This window comes from Flintibacter muris, from assembly GCF_943192995.1.
GTDB classification, from domain to species: Bacteria; Bacillota; Clostridia; order Oscillospirales; family Oscillospiraceae; genus Lawsonibacter; species Lawsonibacter muris.
Genome location: NZ_CALPCP010000001.1, coordinates 256,933 through 279,150, shown reverse-complemented (window position 1 = coordinate 279,150; position 22,218 = coordinate 256,933). Strand labels below are relative to the sequence as shown.

Below are 22,218 nucleotides of genomic sequence, written 5' to 3'. Positions count from 1 at the left end.
TGGAAAGCATCCCTCGCAAGGGGGGGCTTTTTTACAGCTTGGGGGTGCGGTAGGTGATGTCCTCCCGCTTGGGGCCGGTGGACACCATGGTGATAGGGGTGTTGATGCGCTGCTCCAGAAAGTCCACATAGGCGCGGGCGTTTTCAGGGAGGGCGCTGTAGTCAGTGCAGCCCCGGATGTCGCATTTCCAGCCAGGGAGGGTCTCAAAGACGGGCTTTGCCTGGAGCAGGCCGGGGGTGGTGGGGAAGGAGCCGGTAACTGCGCCGTCAATCAGGTAGCCGGTGCAGACGGGAATCTCATCCAGATAGCCCAGTACATCCAGACAGGTGAGGACCGCCTGAGTGGCCCCCTGGACCATACAGCCGTATTTGGTGGCCACCGCGTCGAACCAGCCTACCCGGCGTGGACGGCCTGTTGTGGCGCCGAACTCCCCGTGGTCCCCTCCCCGGCGGCGCAGCTCGTCTCCCTGGTCTCCGGTGACCTCACTGACAAAGGGCTCGGTGCTGGAGCCCACGCAGGAGGAGTAGGCTTTTGTGACGCAGATCACATCCTCAATGGAGGTGGGGGGCACCGAGGCCCCCACGCAGCCGTAGCCGGCCAGGGTGTGGGAGGAGGTAGTCATAGGGAAAATCCCCAGGTCGGGGTCCTTCATAGAGCCCAGCTGGCCCTCCAGCAGGATGGTTTTGCCCTGGGCCAGTGCACTGTGGATAAAAGACACCGTGTCCCCCACCCAGGGGCGGATACGCTCCCGCAGGGTGAGCAGCTGGTCCATCAGTTCCTCAACATCCACGCCGGGCCGGTGGTACAGGTGCTCGAAAAGCACGTTTTTCAGCTCCACCGCCGCTGTCAGCCGCTCCCGCAGCCGCCCCTCGTGGAACAGGTCGCACACCTGGATACCTGTTTTGGCGTACTTGTCGGAGTAGAAGGGGGCGATTCCGCTTTTGGTGGAGCCAAAGGCCCTGCCGCCCAGCCGCTCCTCCTCATAGGTGTCCTGGAGGATGTGGTAGGGCATAAGCAGCTGGGCCCGGTCTGAGACAATGAGCCGGGGCCGGGGCACCCCCTGGGCCTCCAGAGCCTCCAGCTCACCGGCCAGCTTGCCTATGTCCAGAGCCACACCGTTGCCGATAACGTTGGTCACATGGGGGTAAAACACTCCCGATGGCAGGGTGTGCAGGGCGAACCGGCCATAGCCGTTGATAATGGTGTGCCCCGCGTTGGCCCCGCCCTGAAAACGGATGACCACCTCCGACTTTTCAGCCAGCAGGTCTGTGACCTTGCCTTTGCCCTCGTCGCCCCAGTTGGCGCCTACAATCGCTTTTACCATAGTTGTGCCTCCGGGGACCGGGATTCGCGGCCAGAACAGGGTCCGCCTTTTCCGGCCCCCCGCAATGGGGGTATTATACCCCTTTTTTTCAAGGGTTGCAAGGGGGAAGGGAGAAAGTTCCAGGGCAACAGAATTTTAGAAGCTGTACATTGCACTGGCAAATGGTGCAGTATAGGCCGCCTGTCACAGGCCCATTTGTTTCTGCGGGCGGCCAAAGGCCGCCCCTACAGATTTGATGTGAATAATTTTGAAGCTTACTATAAATTTTGTTTACACAGAACAGCCCGCCGTCTGGCGGGCTGTTGGTTGTTATTCCTCGTCGATGGGCATGGGGGCCTCGGGGCGGCCCAGTTCGGTGGCGTCGTAAGCCCGGCGCACCCCGTCCAGGGCGTCGCCCTGGCTTCCCATCAGCTTATTGAGCTGGTCCAAGCTGGCCCCTGCCTTCTCCAGCTCGCTGGCGGCGTGGGATACAGTGGCCTCTACCCGGCTGCACAGAGCGTCATACTCCCGTGACACCCGCTGGAGCCACTGCTCTACCTGGCGGCGGGTCTTCTGGGCGTCCCGCTCCGCCTTCTCCTGGATGGTCTGAGCCCGGCGGTGGGCCTCCAGCTCCACCCCGGCGGTGCGCTCTTTCAGCTCAATGTAGGCCTGGGCGTCAGGGCGGACCGCCTCCATCTCCTGGCGCAGCCCGTCCCGGTCCCGGCGCAGGCGCTCCACCTCCCGGGTCAGCTGTTCGGCCTGCTTGCGGCTGGCGGACAGCTCGCCGTCAGTCTGCTCCAGCTGGGCGGACAGGCTGTCCCGGCTCTGGCGGGCGGTCTCCAGCTCCCGGCGGACCTCCTCCAGCTGGGCAGACAGATCATCCCGCTCCCGGCGCAAGCTCTCCCCCTGGCGCTCAGCCTCCTCCAGGCGGCTTTGCAACTCCTGCTGGGCCTGGGCTGTCTGCTTGGCCTGGTTCTCCAGAAAGGACAGCACGTCCTGCTTGTTAAAGCCGCCCACAGCGGCGGAGCGGAAGGGATGGTCCATAGTCGCGCACCTCTCTCTATACATATCTGTGCTATTTTAGCACAGCTTTCCCCAAATTACAATCACTATTTCATTGACGGAACACCTTGTTCAATGGTATACTGGTCCCAATTTTGGAACCGTACAATAAGGAGGGTACAGCTATGTGGCTGTCCGACAAGTGGAGCGACTACGAACTCATCGACTGCGGCCGGGGGGAGAAGCTGGAGCGCTGGGGTGACCAGCTGCTGGTCCGGCCCGACCCCCAGGCCATCTGGAACACCCCCCGGTCCCACCCCGGCTGGAAGAAAAACGCCGGGCGGTACGCCCGCTCCTCTACCGGAGGCGGCCAGTGGCAGAACCGGTCCATGCCTCAGCGGTGGACGGTGGGCTACGGCCCCCTTACCTTTAATGTAAAGCCCATGAACTTTAAGCACACCGGCCTCTTCCCCGAGCAGGCCGCCAACTGGGACTTTGCCATGGAACAGATTCAAAAGGCAGGCCACCCGGTGAGTGTGCTCAACCTCTTCGCCTACACCGGCGGGGCCACTGTGGCCTGCGCCGCCGCCGGGGCCTGCGTCTGCCACGTGGACGCCGCCAAGGGGATGGTCCAGTGGGCCAGGGAGAACGCCAAAAGCTCCGGGCTGGAGCAGGCCCCCATCCGCTGGATTGTGGACGACTGCGCCAAATTCGTGGAGCGGGAGATCAGGCGCGGAAGAAAGTACGACGCCATCATCATGGACCCCCCCTCTTACGGCCGGGGTCCCACCGGTGAGGTGTGGAAGCTGGAGGAGAACCTCTACCCCTTTGTGGAGCTGGTCAGCGGTGTGCTGTCCGACAACCCCCTGTTTGTGATCTTGAATTCCTACACCACCGGCCTGGCCCCCAGTGTGGTCACCTACATCCTGGAGACGCTGGTGTCCAAAAAATTCGGCGGGCACACCGTCTCTGACGAGCTGGGCCTGCCTGTCACCCAAACTGGCCTGGCCCTCCCCTGCGGAGCCACAGGGCGGTGGACCATAAAATAAGGCTCCCTCCCTGAGGGAGCTGTCGAGCAAAGCGAGACTGAGGGAGTCTTTTCGAACAACGCAACACTTAAAAACTCCCTCCGTCACCACCTTTGGTGGTGCCACCTCCCTCTTAGAGGGAGGCTTTCTTTTCGTCTCTTTACACATTGACGGAACTGCCCATGAAATGGTATAATACGGCGTTACTTTAGAAGTATCGGAGGGACCGCCATGTCCGCCATCATCCAAACCCGCAACCTGCGCTTCTCCTACCCCGCCGCCGAGGGTGTCACCCCGGTGGTGCTGGATGGAGTCAGCCTGGACATTGAGGAGGGCTCCTTTGTGGCCGTGCTGGGTCACAACGGCTGCGGCAAGTCCACCCTGGCCAAGCACATGAACGCTATCCTTCTCCCCTCCGGCGGGACAATCTATGTGGACGGCATTGACACCAGCGACGAGAACCGGCTGCTGGACATCCGCCGCACGGTGGGCATGGTGTTCCAGAACCCGGACAACCAGATCGTGGCCAACGTGGTGGAGGAGGACGTAGCCTTTGCCCCGGAAAATCTGGGGGTTCCCCCTGACGAGATACGCCAGCGGGTGGACGACGCGCTGAAAGCCGTGAATATGTACCACTACCGTGAGCACGCTCCCCACCTTCTGTCCGGCGGACAGAAGCAGCGGGTGGCCATTGCGGGGGTCATTGCCATGCGGCCCCGGTGTATCGTCCTGGATGAGCCTACCGCCATGCTGGACCCCATTGGCAGGAAAGATGTGCTGAACACCATCAAAGCACTGAACCGGGAGCGGGGGGTCACCGTGGTCCTCATCACCCACCACATGGACGAGGCCGCCCAGGCCGGCCGGCTGGTTGTGATGGCAAAGGGCAGGGTCGTGGCCGACGGGCCGCCGAAAGCGGTTTTTTCCCAGGTGGAGGAGCTGCGGAAGGTGGGGCTCACCGTCCCCCAGACCACCGCTCTGCTGTGGGAGTTGCGCCAGGAGGGCTGCGACGTCCCCCTGGACGCCCTCAGCGACGAGGAGTGCGCCCAGGCGCTGTATCAGCTTCTGCAATAGGACGCGACCCTTTGGGCGTGTACCACTACAATAAGGATGATCTTTATGCAGCCCATCATTGAAACCAAGCAGCTTACCCACATCTATTCCGCCGGAACGCCCTTTGAGCACACGGCCTTGGACAGCGTGGACTTCTGCGCCTATTCTGGGGAGTATCTGGGCGTCATTGGCCACACCGGGTCGGGCAAGTCCACTCTGATCCAGCATCTCAACGCCCTGCTCAAGCCTACCTCGGGGGCGGTGCTCTTTCAGAACACGGACATCTGGTCCGACCCTAAAGTCACCAAAAGGACCCGATTCCAGGTGGGGCTGGTGTTCCAGTATCCGGAGTACCAGCTCTTTGAGGAGACGGTTTATAAGGACATCTCCTTCGGCCCCAAAAATATGGGGCTGGACGAGAAGGAGATTGACCGCCGGGTGCGCTCCGCCGCCTACTTTGTGGGCCTGCGGGACGACCAGTTGGAACAGTCCCCCTTTGAGCTGTCCGGCGGCCAGAAGCGCCGGGTGGCCATTGCCGGCGTGATCGCCATGGAGCCCAAGGTGCTCATCCTGGACGAGCCCACCGCCGGGCTGGACCCGGAGGGGGTGGAGTCCATTTTGGGCAACATCCGGGAGTACCACCAGGCCCACAACGCCACCATCATTCTGGTGTCCCACTCCATGGAGGAGGTGGCCCGTTCAGTGGACCGGCTGGTGGCCGTCAACGATGGAAAAATTCCCTTTCAGGGCACCCCCCGGGAGGTCTTCCGGCACGGGGAGGAGCTGGAGAGCATGGGTCTGGGCGTACCTCAGCTGACCCGGGTATTTCACCGGCTGCGGGCCTTGGGCGTTGATATCGACCCGTCGGTCTATACCCTGGACCAGGCCAAGGCGGCCATCCTGGCCAAGCTGAAAAAGGGGGTGGGCTGAATGGCGCTGAAGGACATTACCCTGGGACAATTTTTCCCCGGCAATTCCCCGGTCCACCGCCTGGACCCCCGGACCAAGCTGATCGCCGTGGTGCTCTATATTGTGGCCCTGTTCCTGGCCAGCTGGTTTATCACCTACGCTATTATGTTTGTGGTGCTGGCCGGCTCCATTGCCGTGTCCAGGGTGCCGCCCAAGTCCATCCTGCGGGGGCTCAAGCCGGTCTTGTTCATTGTGGTGTTTACCGCCATACTCAACCTGTTTTATACCCCGGGTGACACCGTATTGGCCCATTTTTGGATTTTTACCATTACCCTGGAGGGGGTATACCAGGCCTTTTTCATGGTCATCCGGATTATGATGCTTATCTCCGGAACCTTTCTGCTCACTTACACCACCTCCCCCATCCTGCTCACCGACGGGCTGGAGTCGCTGCTCAACCCGCTCAAGAAAATCCGGGTGCCCGTCCACGAGCTGGCCATGATGATGTCCATTGCCCTGCGGTTTATTCCCACCCTGATTGAGGAGACGGACAAAATCATGTCCGCCCAGCGGGCCCGGGGGGCCGACTTTGAAAACGGAAACCTGATCCAGCGGGCCCGCGCCCTGCTGCCCCTGCTGGTGCCCCTGTTTATCTCCGCCTTCCGCCGGGCCGACGAGTTGGCCACAGCCATGGAATGCCGCTGCTACCACGGCGGCGAGGGGAGAACCCGCCTGCGCCAGCTGAAATACCGGGGGGGCGACTATTTTACGCTGTTCCTCTTCCTGGCCATCACCGTGGGCGTTGGGGTGCTGGGACACTTTGGGCTGTAAGGCATACAAATTACCTCCTGGGCCTGACCGACAAACGGGAAGTGAACAGATAAGCGCCCAAAAGGCCCCTTTGGAAAGGGGCTCCGCCTGGAGGCTTTGACGCCCGCGGGCGGGACGGGGGATTTTCTGAACGGAAGGTTTTACGATGGAACGCAATGTTGCTTTAAAGCTGATGTACAACGGCTCGGCCTACCACGGGTGGCAGGTGCAGAAGAACGCCGTCTCGGTGGCGGAGACGCTGGAGAAGGCGCTGGCGGCCACTGTGGGCCATCCGGTCAAGTGTACCGGGGCGGGCCGTACCGACGCGGGGGTTCACGCCGAGACCTACGTGGCCAATTTTCGTACTGCCTCCCGCATCCCTCTGGACAAGCTCCCTCTGGCGGTGAACACCCGTCTGCCTGACGATATCGTGGTGGTGAAGGCCACCCAGGTGCCCGACTCCTTCAACGCCATCGGCTCCTGCCAGAAGAAGGAATATACCTACCGCATTTACAACTCCCGGCTGGGCAATCCTTTTTATGTCAACCGCGCCTGGTTCTACCCAAAGCATCTGGATGAGGAGATCATGTCCAGGGCGGCCGCCCAGTTTGTGGGTACCCACGACTTTCGGGCGGTGCGCTCGGTGGGGACGGAAACCAAAACCACCGTCCGCACGGTATACTGGTTTGAGGTGGCGCGCCAGGGCGAGCTGATTGAGTGCCGGGTGTGCGCCAACGGGTTTTTGTACAACATGGTCCGGGCCATGGTGGGCACCATTGTCTACGCCGCCGAGGGCAAGCTGGCCCCGGAGGATATCCCCGCCATTCTGGAGTCGGGCAACCGGACGCTGGCCGGTCCCACCGTCCCTCCCGGCGGGCTTTACATGACAAGATTGTGGTATGAAGAGGACATTTTATAAGTAAGTATGGACGAGAAGAAAAACACGCCCGCGCCCAAGCGGCTGCAAAAACCGAATCGCTTTTTTCGGCTGCTGGCCATGCTGGCAACAGCGGCACTGGTTTTGCTGTCCATGACGCTGGTGGTCTACCGGGACAGCATCAACATCAATACGGTCAAGCGCTGGCTGACCTACCGGAACATGGACACCAGCATCACCGGCGAGGCCGCTCCCTTCTCCCACGCCGGGGGCGACAAGCTGTCCATTGCCTATCTGGACAGCGGCGTGGTCACCGCCTCCGCCGCCGGGGCCCACTACTACGGCCTGGACGGCCAGCAGCTGGCCGAGGAGGTGCGGTCCATGGAGAACCCGGTGCTGTGCGCCTCCCACACCACAGCGGTGGCGTATGACGCGGGAAACCAGTCCCTGTTCGCCTTCCGCGGCGGGGAGGAGTACTTCTCCCTGTCCCTCAGCGGCGGCGCCGACCTGCTGTCCGCCCGGCCCAACGAGGGGGGCTGGCTGGCCGTCACCGCCCAGCAGAGCGGCTACAAGGGGGCGGTCACTGTCTACGACCGCAGGGGGGAGCCGGTCATCCAGATTAGCCTGTCCTCCACCTTCGCCGTGGACGCCGCCGTCTCCCCCGACGGGCAGACCGTGGCTGTGGTCACTATCGGACAGCAGAACGGCTCCTTTTTCAGCCGCCTGCTCCTTTACAGAGTAAATCACGAGGAGCCCTTCGCCCAGATCGATCTGGGCAGCTTTACCGTGCTGGATATGGACTTTGACGAGGGCGTGGTCTGGCTGGTGGGGGAGGACCGGCTGCTCACCGTTACCCTCGGCATTGAGGGGGAGACGGTTCAAACCTACTACATCAGCCCCAACTATCTAAAGGGCTGTTCCCTGGGCGGCAACGGCTTTGCCCTGCTGCTGGTGGGACAGTACCGCTCCGGGGGAGCCACCCAGGCTTTGCGTATCGACAGCTCCGCTCAGGTGACCCAGTCCCTCCCCCTCACCGGCCAGGTGCTGGACTACTCCGCCGCCGGCGACTCCTTCGCCCTGCTCACCGGCAGCCAGCTGTCCGTCTACAACAGCAGCTTTGAGCTGTACGCCGGCCTGGAAAATACCCGCGCTGCCCGAAAGGTGGCCCTGGCTGCCAACGGTTCCGCTGTGCTGGCCAGCGACCAGCAGGCCTGGCTGTATATCCCCTAGCTTTCGCTTCAAAATTGCTGACATGGGAGCTGTAGGGGCGGCCTTTGGCTGCCCGCAGAACCAAATAGCTCTGTCTGCAACAGGCGGGCGGCCAAAGACCGCCCCTACATACGCCAGCAAAGCTGATGATTGTGATAAATTCATTATTTACGGAGCAAAACATAGGAAGCAAACAGGGCTTGCAAGCCATTTGGAGGAATTTTATGAATTTTTTGTTCTACGACCTGGCAATTCTGGCCATCCTGATTTTCTTCGTCTGGTTGGGCTATAAGAAGGGGCTTGTGCTTACCCTGTGCTCCTTGCTGGCCGTCTTTGTGGCGTTGATCGGGGCCTCTTTTCTCTCCGACGCCCTGGCTGAGCCGGTGGCCAAAGCCATTGAGCCTGCGGTAACCAGCCACATACACGATATGGTAACCAGCTATTACCAGCGTTCCCCGGCGGAAACCGGCTCCGCGGAGGAAAACGACTGGCTGGCCCAGCTCCCCCTGGATGAGCTGCTGGAGCCCCTGAGGGAATCCCGCTTTCAGGGCTATGCGGAGGCTTTCCGGAACGCGGTAGATGACAAAGCCGCCGGGATTGTCACCCACGCCGCCCAGGCCCTGGCCCATTTTGTGGCGGTGCAGATTGCCCGGATTGTCATTTTTGCGGTTGCCTTCTTTGTTATTTTAATCGCCTGGTTCTTTATCAGCCATGCCCTGGACCTGGTGGCCCATCTGCCCGTCCTCAGCACCGTAAACCGCTGGGGCGGGGCCGCCGCCGGCCTTGTAAAGGGGGTGCTGGTGCTGTTTATCGCCGCCTGGCTGCTTAAAGACAGCTTCATCCCCCAAGAGGCAGTTGCCCACACATTTTTGCTGAAATTCTTCTGTACAACCAGTCTTTTGTCTTTTTTCCTCTAAAGTCTATATTTCTCAGGGGAAAATTCATACCCAGTTCATAATTAGGGGGTATCATCTCCCCAAACGTGGACTTTTCCTGAAAGGAGCGTATTCACTATGCAGCCTACCATGTGCAGCCGCTGCGGCAAAAATGTGGCGGTGATCTTTATTACAAAATTAGAGGGCGGCGCCTCAAAAAACGAGGGTCTGTGTCTCAAGTGCGCCCGGGAAATGGGGATCAAACCCATTGACGACATGATGAAAAAGATGGGCATCAGCGATGAGGACCTGGACAACCTCACCACTGAAATGATGTCCGCCTTCGGCGGCGCCGAGGGGATGGAGAGCATGCTGTCCCCCGCCAAGGACGAGGACAGCGAGGAGGATGACGGCCGCACCGCTACCTTCCCCTTCCTCAACCAGCTCTTTGGCGGCTCCTCCTCCCCCGCCCCCTCCTCCGGCGAGGGCTCCTCCCCCCCGTCCTCCCGGGGTGAGAAGGGCCAGGCCAAGCCCACCAAGCGGAAGTTTTTAGACAGCTACTGCATCTCCCTTACCAAGCGGGCCCAGGAGGGCAAGCTGGATAAGCTGATCGGCCGGGAGCGGGAGCTGGAGCGGGTGGTGCAGATTCTGAACCGCCGGCAGAAGAACAACCCATGCCTCATTGGTGAGCCTGGCGTGGGCAAAACCGCCATTGCTGAGGGACTGGCCCAGCGGATTGCCAACAAGGATGTGCCCTACAAGCTGATTGACAAGGAGGTCTATCTGCTGGACCTCACCGCCCTGGTGGCGGGCACCCAGTTCCGGGGCCAGTTTGAAAGCCGCATGAAGGGCCTCATTGAGGAGATCAAAAAGCTGGGCAATATCATTCTGGTGATCGACGAGGTCCACACCATTGTGGGCGCCGGAGACGCCGAGGGGTCTATGAACGCCGCCAACATCCTCAAGCCCGCCCTCAGCCGGGGAGAGCTCCAGGTTATTGGGGCCACCACCCTCAACGAGTACCGCAAGCATATTGAGAAGGACACCGCCCTGGAGCGCCGCTTCCAGCCCGTTATTGTGGAGGAGCCCTCCATTGAGGACAGCGTGAAGGTTATTGAGGGCATTGTCCCCTACTATGAGTCCTTCCATCAGGTGACTGTCTCCCCCGCCATGTGCCGTCTGGCCGTCACCATGAGCGAGCGGTATATCACCGACCGCTATCTCCCTGACAAGGCCATTGACCTGATTGATGAGGCCTGCTCCAACGTAAATCTCCACAACAAGGCCCTGGCCCGCCTCAACGAGGTGGACAAAGAGCTGGCCGACCTGGCCAAGGAAAAGGAGGTCATGATGGCCGCCGGCACCGACGATGCCTACAAGCGGCTGGCCGACATCAAGAGCCTGGAGCTGCGCCTGGGGGAGGAGAAAAAGAGTCTGGAGGAGGAGGCCCACCCCGCCCTGAACGAGGAACACCTGGCCAACGTCATCGAGCTCTGGACCAACATCCCGGCCAGCCGCATTCAGGAGCAGGAGTTCCAGCGGCTGGCTAAGCTGGAGGAACGGCTGGAGGGACACGTGATCGGTCAGGACGAGGCGGTGAAGGCCGTCTCCGCCGCCATCCGCCGGGGCCGGGTGGGCATCTCCCCCAAGCGCAAGCCGGTTTCCTTCATCTTTGTGGGCTCCACCGGCGTGGGCAAGACCGAGCTGGTCAAACAGCTGGCCGCCGACCTGTTCGACACCCCCGAGTCCCTCATTCGCTTGGACATGTCCGAATTTATGGAGAAACACGCCGTCTCCCGGATTATCGGCTCTCCTCCGGGCTATGTAGGCTATGACGAGGCCGGCCAGCTGACGGAAAAAATCCGCCGCAAGCCCTACTCGGTGGTCCTCTTTGACGAGATCGAGAAGGCCCACCCAGACGTACTGAACATCCTCCTCCAGGTACTGGACGACGGCCGCATTACCGATGCCCACGGACGAACTGTCAACTTTGAGAACACGGTGATTGTGATGACCACCAACGCCGGGAGCAGCACCAAGGGAGGCGGCTCGGTGGGCTTTGGCCGCACCGCCAATGAGCAGGGCAAGGACCGGGCTATGAAGGCGCTGAACGACTTCCTCCGCCCCGAGTTCATCAACCGGGTGGACGAAATCGTCTACTTCAACCAGCTGTCTGAGGATAACTTTAAGAGTATCGCCGTCCTTATGCTCAAGGAGCTGGTGGAGACTCTGAAGGAAAAGGACATCCACTTTACTTGGGATGAAACTTTGCTGGATTACCTGGTAAAGAAATCTTATTCCGCCACCTACGGCGCCCGAAACCTGCGCCGACTGATCCAGAAAGAGCTGGAAGACGCCATTGCTGTCCGCCTGATTGAGGGCTGGCAGAGCCCTGTGTCTCAGTTCAAGGCCGTCTCTGACGGGGAAAAGCTGGAGCTGCTGGCGATGTAAAATCAAAGGACCGCACAAGTACGGTCCACAGAATAAACCGCACCCCATTTGTTAGACAGGTATGGCATACTATCTAACAAGTGGGGTGCGGTTTATTGATTGTTATACGAATTGATTCCGCTCCGGATGATAGGTATAGTTTACACCCTTCAGTGTTTGGACCAGCGCTTCTTTGTCCGCGTCCAGAGCGGCGCACAGCTCATCCAGGCTGGAGTACTCATCCCGCAGCTTAGTGTTCACATAGCTGAGCAGGATGATAGGGTCCTGGGGAAGCATGGAGCATTCTCCTCTCTAATCGTAGTCGGTTTGGAGCAGGTGCTTTCCGCAGTGGAGGCACCGGAAGAGATACCCGTAGGGGTTGCACCCCAGGGACTGGGGGTTGTCACGGAGCCAGCCGTCCAGCTCCGGATCCTCCAAAACCTCCTCCAGGATGCCCCGGTCCACCAGCCCCTGGTAGTCCACATCCCCCAGGTAGGCGCAGAAGTCGCCGCAGTGGGCCCGCCAGTACTCCTGCTGCCAGCCGCAGTAGCCGGGGGTGCGGCTGACCAGCTCGTCCACCTTGTCGGGATCGTCCACCTCGTCGGTGGATTCGCTGTCCTGGAACGCCCCGTCGTACTTCTCCGCCGCCGCCCCGCTGGCGATGCAGCCGGGGCACAGGTTTTCCACCTCCTCCACACAGTAGAAGGGGCCTGTATAGACCACAGAGGTCTTCTCCCCGCAGCAGGGACAGGTAACCGGCTGCTCCCGTTCCTCAAACACGCCGGTGGCGAAGGGGTCCGGGTGGTATTTAAATACAGGCAGGTTGTTTTTCATGAAAAAGACTCCTTATTCCGGCCGCTCCAGGCCCAGTACGTCGTAGTACTCGTCGGAGAAATTCAGCACTGACGGATCAAACTCGGCCTGGAGGGTCTTTACTTTTTCAAAGGGGTCGGCGGGGGTCAGATCAAACTCCTGGGCGACAACGTCCAGAATTGCATCCAGCCTGGCCCAGAACTCCGGATCTTCCCCGCTGCGCCGGCCATCGGAAATTTCCTTCAAGCTATGGCGGAATTGGTCCTCGGTCATGTGGTAGAACAAGGAAAGCGAACTGGCCCCTTGGCAGTAGAGGACAAAGGAGAGAAACTCCCGGAAATCCTGCCCTACGGGGAGTACATATTCGCCCTCCCTTCCCCAGGGGTCCACACAGAACACCCGCTCGTCTCCGGGCAGGATGACAAAGTGGATGCCGTCCCAGCCCAGGCAGCCTACGCATTCCGCCCCCACGGGGGTACAGAAGTACTCAAAGTCCGGTCCGCCGTCCGAAAGATCAAGGGCACAAAAATCGATGTCCAGCGCCCGGAAGCGCTTTAAATCATCTCGGGTCATGGCTCACATCCCCAGCTTCATAGATACCACGTTGTCCACCATAGCCAGGGCGTTGTCCACCATCAGGGGGTCCTTGCCGCCGCCCATGGCGGAGTCGGGCTTGCCGCCGCCGGAGCCGCCGGCGATAGCGGACACCTGTTTGATGATGTCCCCGGCCTTGATGCCCTTTTTCACGGCCTCCTTGCCGCAGACGCACAGGAAGGTGATTTTCTCCCCGCTGACCGCAGCCAGCACGGCCACCACGTTGGGCTCCCGGTCCTTGAGGATATCGCCCATCTGGCGCAGGCGCTGGGCGTCGGCCTCGGGGATCACGGAGGTGAGGACCTTCAATCCGCCCACCTCGTGGGCGCCGAAGAGGATACGGTCGGTCTCACCGGCGGCCTCCTTGGCCAGCAGCTTTTCAATGCGCTGGCGCAGGGCCTTCATTTCGGCCATAGCGGCCTCCGCCTTCTCCCGCAGCTCGCCGGGCTTGGCCTTCAGGGCCGCCGCCGTCTGGAAGATCATCTCCTGATTGCGGTTCATGGTCTCCAGCGACACCCGGCCGGTGGTGGCCTCAATGCGGCGCACACCGGCGGCCACAGAGAACTCGCTGGTGATGTGGAACACGCCCACCTTGGCGGTGTTGTCCAGATGGGTGCCGCCGCAGAACTCCACGGAGTAGCCGCTGCCCATGTCCACTACCCGAACCATATCGCCGTACTTCTCGCCGAACAGGGCGATGGCGCCCTTTTTCTTGGCCTCCTCAATGGGCAGCTCCTCGGTGACGATGTCATACCCGTCCAGCACCGCCTCATTGACCATGGCGCTGACCTGGGCCAGTTCCTCTGGAGTCATGGCGTTAAAGTGGGTAAAGTCGAAGCGCAGGCGGTCGGGCTCCACCAGGGAGCCGGCCTGGTGGACGTGGTCCCCCAGCACCTCACGCAGAGCCTTGTCCAGCAGGTGGGTGGCGGAGTGGGCCCGCATGACAGCCCGGCGGCGGCTGTTGTCAATGGAGGCGTACACGGTGCCTCCCACTTTGATGGAGCCCTCCATCAGCTTGCCGTAGTGCATATACTTGCCGCCCTTATTTTTCTGCACGTCGGTAACCTCAAACAGCATCCCGCGTCCGCTGTCATGGGTAATTGTGCCGTGGTCGGCCACCTGGCCGCCCATCTCGGCGTAGAAGGGAGTCTTGTCCAGCACCACAATGGCCTCTCCGCCGCCCATGATCTCGTCCACCAGCTCACCTTCTACGACAATGGCCACCACCCTGGCATCCCTGATCGTGCTCTTATCGTAGCCCACAAACTCGGTGGCGGGCACCTCCTTGCCGAACTCCACCCCGGCCCAGCCCAGGTCGCCCAGGGCCTCCCGGGCCTTCCGGGCCCGCTGGCGCTGCTCCTCCATCAGCTGGCGGAACTCCTCCTCATTGAGCTTCATCCCCTGCTCCTCCACCATCTCCAAGGTCAGGTCCACGGGGAAGCCGTAGGTGTCGTAGAGCTTAAAGGCGTCCGCCCCGGAGAAGGTTTTTTCCTGCTTCTCCTGGTGGCCCTTGAGCATGTCGTTGAAGATTTTCAGGCCGCCGTCGATGGTCTTGGAAAAGTTCTCCTCCTCCACCCGGATAACCTTGGTGATATAGTCCTGCCGCTCCCGCAGCTCGGGGTAGTGGCCCTCGTTCTCGTGGATGACGGTGTCGCACACGGTGTACAGGAAGGGCTCGTTTACCCCCAGCAGCTTGCCATGGCGGGCGGCCCGGCGGAGCAGGCGGCGCAGGACGTAGCCCCGGCCCTCGTTGGAGGGGAGCACACCGTCGCAGATCATGAAGGTGGCGGAGCGGATGTGGTCGGTAATCACCCGGAGGGAGACATCCTTCTCATGGCTCTCGCCGTAGTGGGCGCGGGTGATCTCGCTGACCTTGTTGGTGATATTCATCACCGTGTCCACGTCGAACAGGGAGGCCACCCCCTGGCAGACGCAGGCCAGCCGCTCCAGGCCCATGCCGGTGTCGATATTTTTCTGCTTCAGCTCCTCGTAATGGCCCTCGCCGTCGTTGTTAAACTGGGAGAAGACCACGTTCCACACCTCGATATACCGGTCGCAGTCGCAGCCCACGGTGCAGCCCGGCTTGCCGCAGCCCCACTGCTCGCCCCGGTCGTAGTAGATCTCAGAGCAGGGGCCGCAGGGGCCGGAGCCGTGCTCCCAGAAGTTGTCCTCCTTGCCGAACTTGAAGATACGCTCCTTGGGGATGCCGATGACCTCGTTCCAGATACGGAAGGCCTCGTCGTCGGCAGGGGTGGTCTCATTGCCGGCGAAGACGGAGGGGTACAGCCGCTCAGGGTCCAGCCCCACCCACTCCGGGCTGGTCAGAAACTCCCAGGCGTAGGGGATGGCCTCTTTTTTGAAGTAGTCGCCGAAGGAGAAGTTGCCCAGCATCTCAAAGTAGGTGCCGTGGCGGGCGGTCTTGCCGATATTCTCAATGTCGCCGGTACGGATGCACTTCTGGCAGGTGCATACCCGGTGGCGGGGGGGCTCCTCCTCCCCGGTGAACCAGGGCTTCATGGGGGCCATGCCGCTGTTGATGAGCAGCAAAGAGGCGTCGTTCTGGGGGATCAGGGAGAAACTGGGCAGACGGAGATGGCCCTTGCTCTCAAAGAATTTCAAAAACATCTCCCGCAGCTCGTTCAGGCCGTAGGGTTTGGGTTCTTTCATGTTGATTACCTCCAAGATATAACAAATTTTACAGATTTTTCTGGCAGATTTTCGCAATCTTATCCAAATAGTTCCACCAGGGATCCCCCGTGCCTTCTCCTATGAAATCAGGCACATAGAGATCGCCCAGCCAGCGGATGTGAAACATCCCCTCCCGGGAGAGCAGAAGTTTCAGCTTCTTGCGCTCCGCCTCGCTCAACGAGGGCCAGCGCTCCAGCTGCTCTACTGCCGCGTCAAGTCTCTGCCGGTTCCCCTCAGAAAAGGACACCCAGCCGGACAACTCCCTGAGCGCGGCAATTACAAGGCCAATATCCTTCACCGTTCCACCTCTCTTACCGCACTGTAACCTCAATGCCCATCAGTTCCATATCTGTGCTGTAGGCAATCCGGTACATGAGGCTCTTCTTCTCGTGCTTGCAGTAGAACACCGCCGTGCCATATTCCTCGCCGGTATCCTTAATCTTCTGCCCGGTGGCCATAGCCTCGGTCTCCAACTTGTAGGCCCCGGCCTTGTCCAGCCGCTCCTCCATATAGCTTTGGATGGCTTCCGGGCTGGAGGTCTCCTGGGCGTCCGCCCGGAGGAGGCTGTATACCTCCTGCCACTCCCCTCCGTTCAGCATTGCGACAATCTCCCGGCCCTGCTCCAGGACGGTATCCTCCTCCATCCCCTGGGGCAGGGGGTTGCCAGAGACCTTACACCCGGACAGCAGGAGCACAGCTGCTGCCGCTAACAGGATCAAGCATTTTTTCATTGTTCCCTCCTTTCCACAAAAAACCGCCCCTGACCATATGTCAGGGGCGGAAGCTTCCACGGTACCACCCTGATTATCCCCGCAAACGGGGCGTCTCTTTTGTCCGTAACGGGGACAGCCGTCCCGGTCGTCCCGGGCCGCTCAGGAGCGGCGCGCGCGCCTGTGAACCGGCCAAGGGCTTTCACTATCCCCTCTCGCTTTGGGCCGCTGTTTGACGCGCTTAACTCCTTCAACGCATTTTGCGGGATTTATTCTATCATATTTTCTCCGTTTGTCAACCGTTTTCTTCTGCCCCCAAGGACTTTACAGCGGCTGTTGATTTACTAATTGAAGTGCGAAAGGTCGAAAGACCTCGATGCGCTTCTATTTTTTATGCTTTGAGGGAAAGGAGGCCGAAAACTCTGCTATCTCGGGCCGAGTACCCCATCTATCGGGCGAAGTAGCGCTATTATAGCCGCATTTGTGACCTTGGGTGCTGCCTGAAAGTCGTGAAAGCGGACTGGGCCTCGATCAATGTCTCCGAGGAGAAGGAGCCCCCGCACTACGGCAACACACTAGTGATGTCTCTTTCTTATCCCCAATCTGCCGCTAACCTTTTCGCGCCCCCTTGCAAAGAGAGGCTTTTTTAATACCGCCTTACCACGGCCACCACTTTGCCAAGAATCTCAGCGTAGGTGCCGTCGATAGGGTCGTACTCGGGGTTTTCCGGGAGGAGCCAGACCTGGCCATCCCGGCGCTGATAGGTTTTTACAGTGGCCTCATCCTCAAAGAGAGCCACCACGATCTCGCCGTTGCGGACCATCTGCTGACGGTGGACCACCACCAGGTCATCAGGGAGGATGCCGGCGCCCAGCATGGACTCACCCCTCACTTTCAGGGCAAAGTGTTCTCCGGACAGACCCTGGGTATCGAAGGTGAGGTAATCCTCAATGCACTCCTGAGCCAGAATGGGGGAGCCGGCGGCCACGTTACCCACAACAGGCACCTGGTTGGCGCGGGGATCAACCTCCTCAGCCACCGGATTTATAGAGACTCCCGGCAGGGAGATGGCCCGGGTTTTGCCCTCCGCCTTGACAATGACGCCGGCCTTTTCCAGGCCCTTCATGTGGAAGTGGACGGTGGAGGGGGATTTCAGCCCCACCGCCTCGCCGATTTCCCGCACGGAGGGGGGGTAGCCGTGTTCATTGGTGAAGGAGAGGATGAAGTTATAAATTTCCTGTTGTTTTCGGGTCAGCTCAGCCATAGTGACGGCTCCTTTCAGCGGGGGGGGACGCCCCAGTACCAGACCATTTGAATAATAGTAAGATTATAACATAAAATCTCACCATTGTCAAACGAATGTTCCATCATTTTTTGGAAAATCGGGGCGTTGAGAGAACGCCCCGGTTTGTCAGTCTATCAATGTAGTCCAGTGGCTGGCGTGGCAGGCCTCAAAGCACAGCTTGATCTGCTCTGCGGTGGTCTTCCCGGTAGACAGCGGGGGCAGTTCCTCCAGGGCAAAGTACCGGCTGTCCACCGTTTCCAGGTTGGGCTGGAAGGAGCCGCCCAGCAGATCGCACAGCACCAGCACCTTGCAGACACTGTAGGCGTTCATGGGCCGGTTGCGCTTGTGCTGGTCCTGGAGGGCAATGACCAGGCGGACGGATACGTCCAGCCCCGCCTCCTCCTTGACCTCCTTGACGGCATTTTCTCCCACCGTGATATTGACATCGGCCCAGCCGCCGGGCAGGGCCCAGCGGCCGTCACTCTCCTGGATCAGAAGGATTTTTTCGTCCTGAAAGATGGCGGCCCGGGTGTCCAGCTTGGGGGTCTGGTAGCCGGACTCGCAGCAGAACAGATCTGTCACCTTTTCCAGGGGGAGGCCGGTATGCTGAGCCATAATCTGGGCGGAAATTTCCCGGATGCGCTGGTAGCGCTCAAGGTCGAATTTGTCATGGCCGTATTCCAGCCCGGTCTGGGCCAGGGCCTGGAGCTCTGTGGCCCACTCCAGCCATTTGGGTTTTTGTTCCATAGTGAGTCCTCCTTACAGCGGGGGCATTTGGGGCATGTTGGTCCCGGTGGGGACGGCCAGCATCCGGGCATCGTAAAAGCCGGCCCGGGCTGTGGAACGGTAGGGCAGCAGCCACAGCGATATGGGTACGGTGACCAGCGTGCTTAAAATGACCACCGGCGCGGAATAAATCACGTTCATGGCCTGGACAAACAGTGCCTCATCGAGAAAGATGTCTGGAGTGAGCAGCCCGGCCCGGTGGAGGAAAAAGGCGGTTACCCCGCTGGACAGGGCCAGGTTAATCAGGTCCCAGCCGATAAAGGAGAATTCCAGCTTGAACAAGTCCCACTTCCAGCCCCGCATCAGGGCGGCACTGCGGCGGATGGGGAGGGTAGGGCCGTCGTCAGGGCGGTCGGCCAGCAGGTAGGGGGCCAGAGCAAAGCGGAGCCGGAGGATGATGATGGTGGCGAGCAGGCCGGCGAAAAAGATCAAAAGGCTGAACAGGCCCAGTCCGGCTCCGCTGTCGGTGAGGAGCAGGATCATAACCGGCATGGACAGGAACATGGACACCAGAAAATACCACCCCAAGACCCGCAGGTAGATGCCCAGCTCCATGATAATCACCCGCCCGGCCACCGAGAAGCCCTGGGTCAGGGCGTTGACGTCCGGGTCCAGCTGCCGGTAGGTCCACAGGGCCCAGAGGCACAGGCCAAACCGAACCACAGTGGTGTACAGCATCAGCAGCAGCTGGAAGAACAGGTTCAGGTCAAAGACAGGAATGGGCCCGGGGCCCGCGCTGGGAAGGGGGATCAGGCTGACCAGCCAGGACACCCCGGTGGTCATAGCCAGAAAGGCCAAAGCCACCACCCAAAACCTGGGTTGGGTAAGGTCCATGCGCTCTTTGGCCTGGCGTTTGAGTTCTATACGGTCGATTTCCATAACAGTCTCCGTTCTTGGTGATGTGCGGGCACGTCCCGCCGTCTGCCAGTATTATATGCCAAAAGCCCGGCGGGGGCAAGCCCCCGCCGGGTGGAATTTGTAAACTTATTCCCATTTCTCCATAATCTGCTTGATCTGGTCGGCCAGCTTGGCCAAGTCCTTGTTGGGACGGCCCCGGCTGCGGCCGATAAGGTCGGCCAGGTCGTGGGACACGTTTTGCAGGCGCAGATAGGCGGAGGAGGGGGTTGCCGCAGAGCCCACCGTCTTCTTGACCTCCAGCACCACGCCCTTGGCCAGCATGCAGTTGGTGGAAAGATCGTAGACCTCCTCATAGAGGGGGGCGTGGGCAGGGATGCCCCGCTGGTTCAGGTCATTGGCGAACAGCTCTGTAACCTCGTGGTCCCCGTGGACCACAAAGACCTGCTGAGGCCGGGGAGAAAAATGCTCAATCCATTGCAGCAGATGGTCCCGGTCAGCATGGGAGCTGAGTCCCTTGAAGTTGACAATCTTGGCCCGGACAGAGATGTCCTCGCCGAAGAGCTTGACGGAGCGGGCGCCTTCCAGCAGATAACGGCCCAGGGTGCCCTCCCCCTGGTAGCCCACAAAGACCACAGCGCATTCAGGACGCCACAGGTTATGCTTCAGGTGGTGACGGATGCGGCCGGCATCACACATACCGGAGGCGGAGATGATGATTTTTGGGGTTCTATCCTCGTTCAGGGCCCGGGACTCCTCGGTGGACTGGGTAAGGGTGAGGCCGGGGAAGGTGAAGAGGTTTTCACCTCCCTGGATGACGGAGATAGCCTCCTCATCCAGATAGCCGTGGAGGTTGCCCGAATAGATCTTGGTGGCCTCAGAGGCCAGAGGGGAGTCTACATAGACCTTGAAGGAGGGCAGCGATTTGACCAGGCCGTCCCGTTTGATCTCCCGCAGGTAGTACAGCAGTTCCTGGGTGCGGCCTACGGCAAAGGAGGGAATGACTATGTTGCCCCCCCTGGAAAAGACCTCGTCAATCAGGTTGGCCAGGGCTCCGGTATAGCTCTTGGGGGGCTCGTGGTTCCGGTCGCCGTAGGTGGACTCCATCACCACGTAATCGGCGCTGTCGATCAAGGATGGGTCCCGGATGATGGGTTGATCCTGGTTGCCCAGGTCGCCGGAAAAAACAATCTTCCTGGTAACGCCGTCCTCCGTGGCCCAAACTTCCAAAATGGAGGAGCCCAGCAGATGGCCCGCGTCGCTGAAACGGACCTTCACCCCGTCGCACAAGTCAAAGAGCCAGCCGTACTCCACTGTCTCCAGCATATGAACAGCCTCCTCGGCATCCACCAGGGTGTACAGCGGCTCCACCGGGGGCAGGCCGGCCCGCTTGCCCTTCTGGTTGTGCCATTGGGCGTCCCCCTCCTGGATGTGGGCGGAGTCCCGCAGCATCACGGACAGCAGCTGGGCTGTCAGACTGGTGGTGAGGATGCGGCCGTTGAAGCCCTCCTTTACCAGCAGCGGGATACGTCCCGAGTGGTCAATGTGGGCATGGGTGACCAGAACATAGTCGATATAATTGGGGGCAAAGTCCAGCGCGTTTGCGTCATGCTCATCCTTGCCCTGCTCCAGGCCGCAGTCAATAAGTATCTTCTTGCCGTTGACCTCCAGACAGTGGCAGCTGCCGGTAACCGCATGGGCAGCACCGAAAAATGTCAGTTTCATGGAACAGCCTCCTTTTTATGTGAGTTGCTTGTCTCTATTGTACACGATGCTCCGGAAAAAAGCCAGAACAAATTATGAATTTTATCCAAAAATTTTTATTTTGCAATCAAAATTCAATCAGGAGCTTTTGCGTTCCAGGGGGGAATATCGCGGCAAAATCCACTGACTTTGCAGGTAATCATTTCCCATTCAAGTCAAATATCTGTCCCCGCTCCAGCAGGATCATCGAGGGGCGGATGGGTCGCCCCGCTACTCCTTCAGCGGGTATTTTCGTAAGGCATCGCAGTTTTCATGATTACCCGTTACGAAGGCCGTAGTGAAAGAGCGGGCCTCCAGCCAGCCCAGACCTTCGTCATCTCGTTCATCGCCATGCTGCACACAGCCGAAGTCTCCAGCCACCAGATCGATGTCCTCTTTTGTGAGCGATTCCTGTTCATAGAAAATCCCCGGCCGGAAGCGGCGGAGATCCCACTCCGAATATGGCTGGAGACACTTTATATTTCCCATCCCATCAAATATTCCGTCTCGCCAGTGTTTTCGTCTACGGACTCGCTCCGGAGGGAAAAGCCTTCTCGCAGGTAGAAGCTTACCGCCCGGCTGTTTCTCTGGTACACGTTCAGGGTCAGGCTGCTTCGCAGGCCCTTTGCAAGGTCCAGCAGCGTTTTGCCGATCCCCCGGGACCGGGCTCCATCCCGGACAAAGATACCGGCGATATAGTCCCCGTCCAGGCCCACAAAGCCCTGCACTCCGCCTTCGTCCTCCCAGACGTACAGCTCTGCCTCTCGAAGCATCCCCTTTACCGCCTCAAAATGACTTCTCCAGTACTGGGCCGGGATAAAATTATGGGCTTTCAGATTGGTGTCCAGCCAAATATCCGCAACGGCATCCAGGTCAGCCCTCTTCATGTTCCGTACCATGCTGTGTCCTCCCTCTTAAAACGTCACTGAACTGTTTCAGGTCTTTTTTCCGTTCCTCCGGAAGGCGGTTGTAGTCCCGGTCTGTGACGGCCCCCTCCAGAGCGTACAGGTGTACCAGACAGACATTGGGAAATACCTCTTTTATCCGGAAATAGGCCTGCTTGGAACCCACCTGCCTCAGCTTGCCCGGGGAGTCGATCCCCACGGCGGTGAGTTTCCGGGCCATCTCCCTGCCAATATTTCGCATTGCGGTTAATTCTGACATATGGTTCTCCCCCAGGATTACAGGTAAAAAGCACTGACACCAGCTCTGTACGGACGGCCTTTGGCCGCCCGCAAAAAGACACAG

Annotated in this window: 22 protein-coding genes; 8 read left to right on the top strand and 14 right to left on the bottom strand. The window is 60.0% G+C overall.

The features are described from left to right. Positions 1 to 31: 31 nt before the first annotated feature. Positions 32 to 1,324 (bottom strand): adenylosuccinate synthase, encoded by a 1,293-nt coding sequence (locus NFS22_RS01560; RefSeq protein ID WP_251316008.1) that lies wholly within the window; start codon positions 1,322 to 1,324, stop codon positions 32 to 34. 309 nt (positions 1,325 to 1,633) lie between these two features. After that, positions 1,634 to 2,347 (bottom strand): hypothetical protein, encoded by a 714-nt coding sequence (locus NFS22_RS01555; RefSeq protein ID WP_251316007.1) that lies wholly within the window; start codon positions 2,345 to 2,347, stop codon positions 1,634 to 1,636. A gap of 143 nt (positions 2,348 to 2,490) precedes the next feature. Here NFS22_RS01555 and NFS22_RS01550 point away from each other — a divergent pair, with 143 nt between their 5' ends. The 8 genes from NFS22_RS01550 (at position 2,491) to NFS22_RS01515 (ending at position 11,517) form a co-directional block, all read left to right on the top strand. After that, positions 2,491 to 3,354, top strand: a complete 864-nt coding sequence (locus NFS22_RS01550; protein ID WP_251316006.1) for a class I SAM-dependent methyltransferase — start codon at positions 2,491 to 2,493, stop codon at positions 3,352 to 3,354. Positions 3,355 to 3,564: 210 nt separating this feature from the next. Then, positions 3,565 to 4,407 carry an energy-coupling factor transporter ATPase gene (locus NFS22_RS01545; protein ID WP_251316005.1) on the top strand — a complete coding sequence of 281 codons (843 nt, stop codon included), beginning with the start codon at positions 3,565 to 3,567 and terminating at the stop codon, positions 4,405 to 4,407. Positions 4,408 to 4,452: 45 nt separating this feature from the next. Beyond that, on the top strand, positions 4,453 to 5,316 hold the full coding sequence (locus NFS22_RS01540; protein ID WP_251316004.1) for an energy-coupling factor transporter ATPase: 864 nt from the start codon (positions 4,453 to 4,455) through the stop codon (positions 5,314 to 5,316). Continuing rightward, the gene (locus NFS22_RS01535; protein ID WP_251316003.1) at positions 5,317 to 6,126 is read left to right on the top strand and encodes an energy-coupling factor transporter transmembrane component T family protein; all 810 of its coding nucleotides are present in this window, start codon (positions 5,317 to 5,319) and stop codon (positions 6,124 to 6,126) included. Positions 6,127 to 6,271: 145 nt separating this feature from the next. Then, a complete protein-coding gene (gene truA, locus NFS22_RS01530; protein ID WP_251316002.1) occupies positions 6,272 to 7,024 on the top strand; it encodes a tRNA pseudouridine(38-40) synthase TruA in 753 nt (250 codons plus the stop codon). 6 nt (positions 7,025 to 7,030) lie between these two features. Then, positions 7,031 to 8,212, top strand: coding sequence for a DUF5711 family protein (locus NFS22_RS01525; RefSeq protein WP_251316001.1), 1,182 nt, complete (start codon positions 7,031 to 7,033; stop codon positions 8,210 to 8,212). Between the two features lie 203 nt (positions 8,213 to 8,415). Further along, entirely contained in the window at positions 8,416 to 9,108 is a 693-nt protein-coding gene (locus tag NFS22_RS01520; protein WP_251316000.1) for a CvpA family protein, read from the top strand. A 96-nt stretch (positions 9,109 to 9,204) separates the two neighbouring features. Continuing rightward, positions 9,205 to 11,517, top strand: coding sequence for an ATP-dependent Clp protease ATP-binding subunit (locus tag NFS22_RS01515; protein ID WP_251315999.1), 2,313 nt, complete (start codon positions 9,205 to 9,207; stop codon positions 11,515 to 11,517). Positions 11,518 to 11,619: 102 nt separating this feature from the next. On the opposite strand, the gene NFS22_RS01510 is transcribed toward NFS22_RS01515, so the two are convergent. The 12 genes from NFS22_RS01510 to NFS22_RS01455 all read right to left on the bottom strand — a co-directional run bounded on the left by NFS22_RS01510 (position 11,620) and on the right by NFS22_RS01455 (position 22,134). Next, positions 11,620 to 11,793: a DUF4250 domain-containing protein gene (locus tag NFS22_RS01510; RefSeq protein WP_251315998.1), complete on the bottom strand. Its 174-nt coding sequence runs from the start codon at positions 11,791 to 11,793 to the stop codon at positions 11,620 to 11,622. 15 nt (positions 11,794 to 11,808) lie between these two features. Beyond that, entirely contained in the window at positions 11,809 to 12,330 is a 522-nt protein-coding gene (locus NFS22_RS01505) for a CbrC family protein (protein WP_251315997.1), read from the bottom strand. Positions 12,331 to 12,342: 12 nt separating this feature from the next. Next, the gene (locus NFS22_RS01500) at positions 12,343 to 12,882 is read right to left on the bottom strand and encodes a hypothetical protein (RefSeq protein ID WP_251315996.1); all 540 of its coding nucleotides are present in this window, start codon (positions 12,880 to 12,882) and stop codon (positions 12,343 to 12,345) included. 3 nt (positions 12,883 to 12,885) lie between these two features. Next, entirely contained in the window at positions 12,886 to 15,570 is a 2,685-nt protein-coding gene (gene alaS, locus NFS22_RS01495; protein ID WP_251315995.1) for an alanine--tRNA ligase, read from the bottom strand. 28 nt (positions 15,571 to 15,598) lie between these two features. Next, complete coding sequence (locus NFS22_RS01490) at positions 15,599 to 15,889, bottom strand: hypothetical protein (RefSeq protein ID WP_251315993.1); 291 nt, start codon at positions 15,887 to 15,889, stop codon at positions 15,599 to 15,601. A 13-nt stretch (positions 15,890 to 15,902) separates the two neighbouring features. Continuing rightward, a complete protein-coding gene (locus NFS22_RS01485; RefSeq protein WP_251315992.1) occupies positions 15,903 to 16,322 on the bottom strand; it encodes a DUF3887 domain-containing protein in 420 nt (139 codons plus the stop codon). Positions 16,323 to 16,947: 625 nt separating this feature from the next. Beyond that, positions 16,948 to 17,565 (bottom strand): transcriptional repressor LexA, encoded by a 618-nt coding sequence (gene lexA / locus NFS22_RS01480; protein ID WP_251315991.1) that lies wholly within the window; start codon positions 17,563 to 17,565, stop codon positions 16,948 to 16,950. A gap of 147 nt (positions 17,566 to 17,712) precedes the next feature. Further along, positions 17,713 to 18,333 carry an NUDIX hydrolase N-terminal domain-containing protein gene (locus NFS22_RS01475; RefSeq protein WP_251315990.1) on the bottom strand — a complete coding sequence of 207 codons (621 nt, stop codon included), beginning with the start codon at positions 18,331 to 18,333 and terminating at the stop codon, positions 17,713 to 17,715. A 12-nt stretch (positions 18,334 to 18,345) separates the two neighbouring features. Then, positions 18,346 to 19,251, bottom strand: a complete 906-nt coding sequence (locus NFS22_RS01470; protein ID WP_251315989.1) for a DUF975 family protein — start codon at positions 19,249 to 19,251, stop codon at positions 18,346 to 18,348. A gap of 105 nt (positions 19,252 to 19,356) precedes the next feature. Further along, on the bottom strand, positions 19,357 to 20,952 hold the full coding sequence (locus tag NFS22_RS01465; RefSeq protein ID WP_251315988.1) for an MBL fold metallo-hydrolase RNA specificity domain-containing protein: 1,596 nt from the start codon (positions 20,950 to 20,952) through the stop codon (positions 19,357 to 19,359). 494 nt (positions 20,953 to 21,446) lie between these two features. Continuing rightward, the gene (locus NFS22_RS01460) at positions 21,447 to 21,869 is read right to left on the bottom strand and encodes a GNAT family N-acetyltransferase (RefSeq protein ID WP_251315987.1); all 423 of its coding nucleotides are present in this window, start codon (positions 21,867 to 21,869) and stop codon (positions 21,447 to 21,449) included. Continuing rightward, positions 21,844 to 22,134 carry a TfoX/Sxy family protein gene (locus NFS22_RS01455; protein WP_251315986.1) on the bottom strand — a complete coding sequence of 97 codons (291 nt, stop codon included), beginning with the start codon at positions 22,132 to 22,134 and terminating at the stop codon, positions 21,844 to 21,846. The genes NFS22_RS01460 and NFS22_RS01455 overlap by 26 nt, the downstream gene beginning before the upstream one ends. Positions 22,135 to 22,218: the final 84 nt, after the last annotated feature.

What these genes read in the sequence shown, in the direction of transcription:
- NFS22_RS01560 (WP_251316008.1), bottom strand. Translation starts at nt 1,324, where the DNA reads ATGGTAAAAGCGATTGTAGGCGCCAACTGGGGCGACGAGGGCAAAGGC.
- NFS22_RS01555 (WP_251316007.1), bottom strand. Translation starts at nt 2,347, where the DNA reads ATGGACCATCCCTTCCGCTCCGCCGCTGTGGGCGGCTTTAACAAGCAG.
- NFS22_RS01550 (WP_251316006.1), top strand. Translation starts at nt 2,491, where the DNA reads ATGTGGCTGTCCGACAAGTGGAGCGACTACGAACTCATCGACTGCGGC.
- NFS22_RS01545 (WP_251316005.1), top strand. Translation starts at nt 3,565, where the DNA reads ATGTCCGCCATCATCCAAACCCGCAACCTGCGCTTCTCCTACCCCGCC.
- NFS22_RS01540 (WP_251316004.1), top strand. Translation starts at nt 4,453, where the DNA reads ATGCAGCCCATCATTGAAACCAAGCAGCTTACCCACATCTATTCCGCC.
- NFS22_RS01535 (WP_251316003.1), top strand. Translation starts at nt 5,317, where the DNA reads ATGGCGCTGAAGGACATTACCCTGGGACAATTTTTCCCCGGCAATTCC.
- truA (WP_251316002.1), top strand. Translation starts at nt 6,272, where the DNA reads ATGGAACGCAATGTTGCTTTAAAGCTGATGTACAACGGCTCGGCCTAC.
- NFS22_RS01525 (WP_251316001.1), top strand. Translation starts at nt 7,031, where the DNA reads ATGGACGAGAAGAAAAACACGCCCGCGCCCAAGCGGCTGCAAAAACCG.
- NFS22_RS01520 (WP_251316000.1), top strand. Translation starts at nt 8,416, where the DNA reads ATGAATTTTTTGTTCTACGACCTGGCAATTCTGGCCATCCTGATTTTC.
- NFS22_RS01515 (WP_251315999.1), top strand. Translation starts at nt 9,205, where the DNA reads ATGCAGCCTACCATGTGCAGCCGCTGCGGCAAAAATGTGGCGGTGATC.
- NFS22_RS01510 (WP_251315998.1), bottom strand. Translation starts at nt 11,793, where the DNA reads ATGCTTCCCCAGGACCCTATCATCCTGCTCAGCTATGTGAACACTAAG.
- NFS22_RS01505 (WP_251315997.1), bottom strand. Translation starts at nt 12,330, where the DNA reads ATGAAAAACAACCTGCCTGTATTTAAATACCACCCGGACCCCTTCGCC.
- NFS22_RS01500 (WP_251315996.1), bottom strand. Translation starts at nt 12,882, where the DNA reads ATGACCCGAGATGATTTAAAGCGCTTCCGGGCGCTGGACATCGATTTT.
- alaS (WP_251315995.1), bottom strand. Translation starts at nt 15,570, where the DNA reads ATGAAAGAACCCAAACCCTACGGCCTGAACGAGCTGCGGGAGATGTTT.
- NFS22_RS01485 (WP_251315992.1), bottom strand. Translation starts at nt 16,322, where the DNA reads ATGAAAAAATGCTTGATCCTGTTAGCGGCAGCAGCTGTGCTCCTGCTG.
- lexA (WP_251315991.1), bottom strand. Translation starts at nt 17,565, where the DNA reads ATGGCTGAGCTGACCCGAAAACAACAGGAAATTTATAACTTCATCCTC.
- NFS22_RS01475 (WP_251315990.1), bottom strand. Translation starts at nt 18,333, where the DNA reads ATGGAACAAAAACCCAAATGGCTGGAGTGGGCCACAGAGCTCCAGGCC.
- NFS22_RS01470 (WP_251315989.1), bottom strand. Translation starts at nt 19,251, where the DNA reads ATGGAAATCGACCGTATAGAACTCAAACGCCAGGCCAAAGAGCGCATG.
- NFS22_RS01465 (WP_251315988.1), bottom strand. Translation starts at nt 20,952, where the DNA reads ATGAAACTGACATTTTTCGGTGCTGCCCATGCGGTTACCGGCAGCTGC.
- NFS22_RS01460 (WP_251315987.1), bottom strand. Translation starts at nt 21,869, where the DNA reads ATGGTACGGAACATGAAGAGGGCTGACCTGGATGCCGTTGCGGATATT.
- NFS22_RS01455 (WP_251315986.1), bottom strand. Translation starts at nt 22,134, where the DNA reads ATGTCAGAATTAACCGCAATGCGAAATATTGGCAGGGAGATGGCCCGG.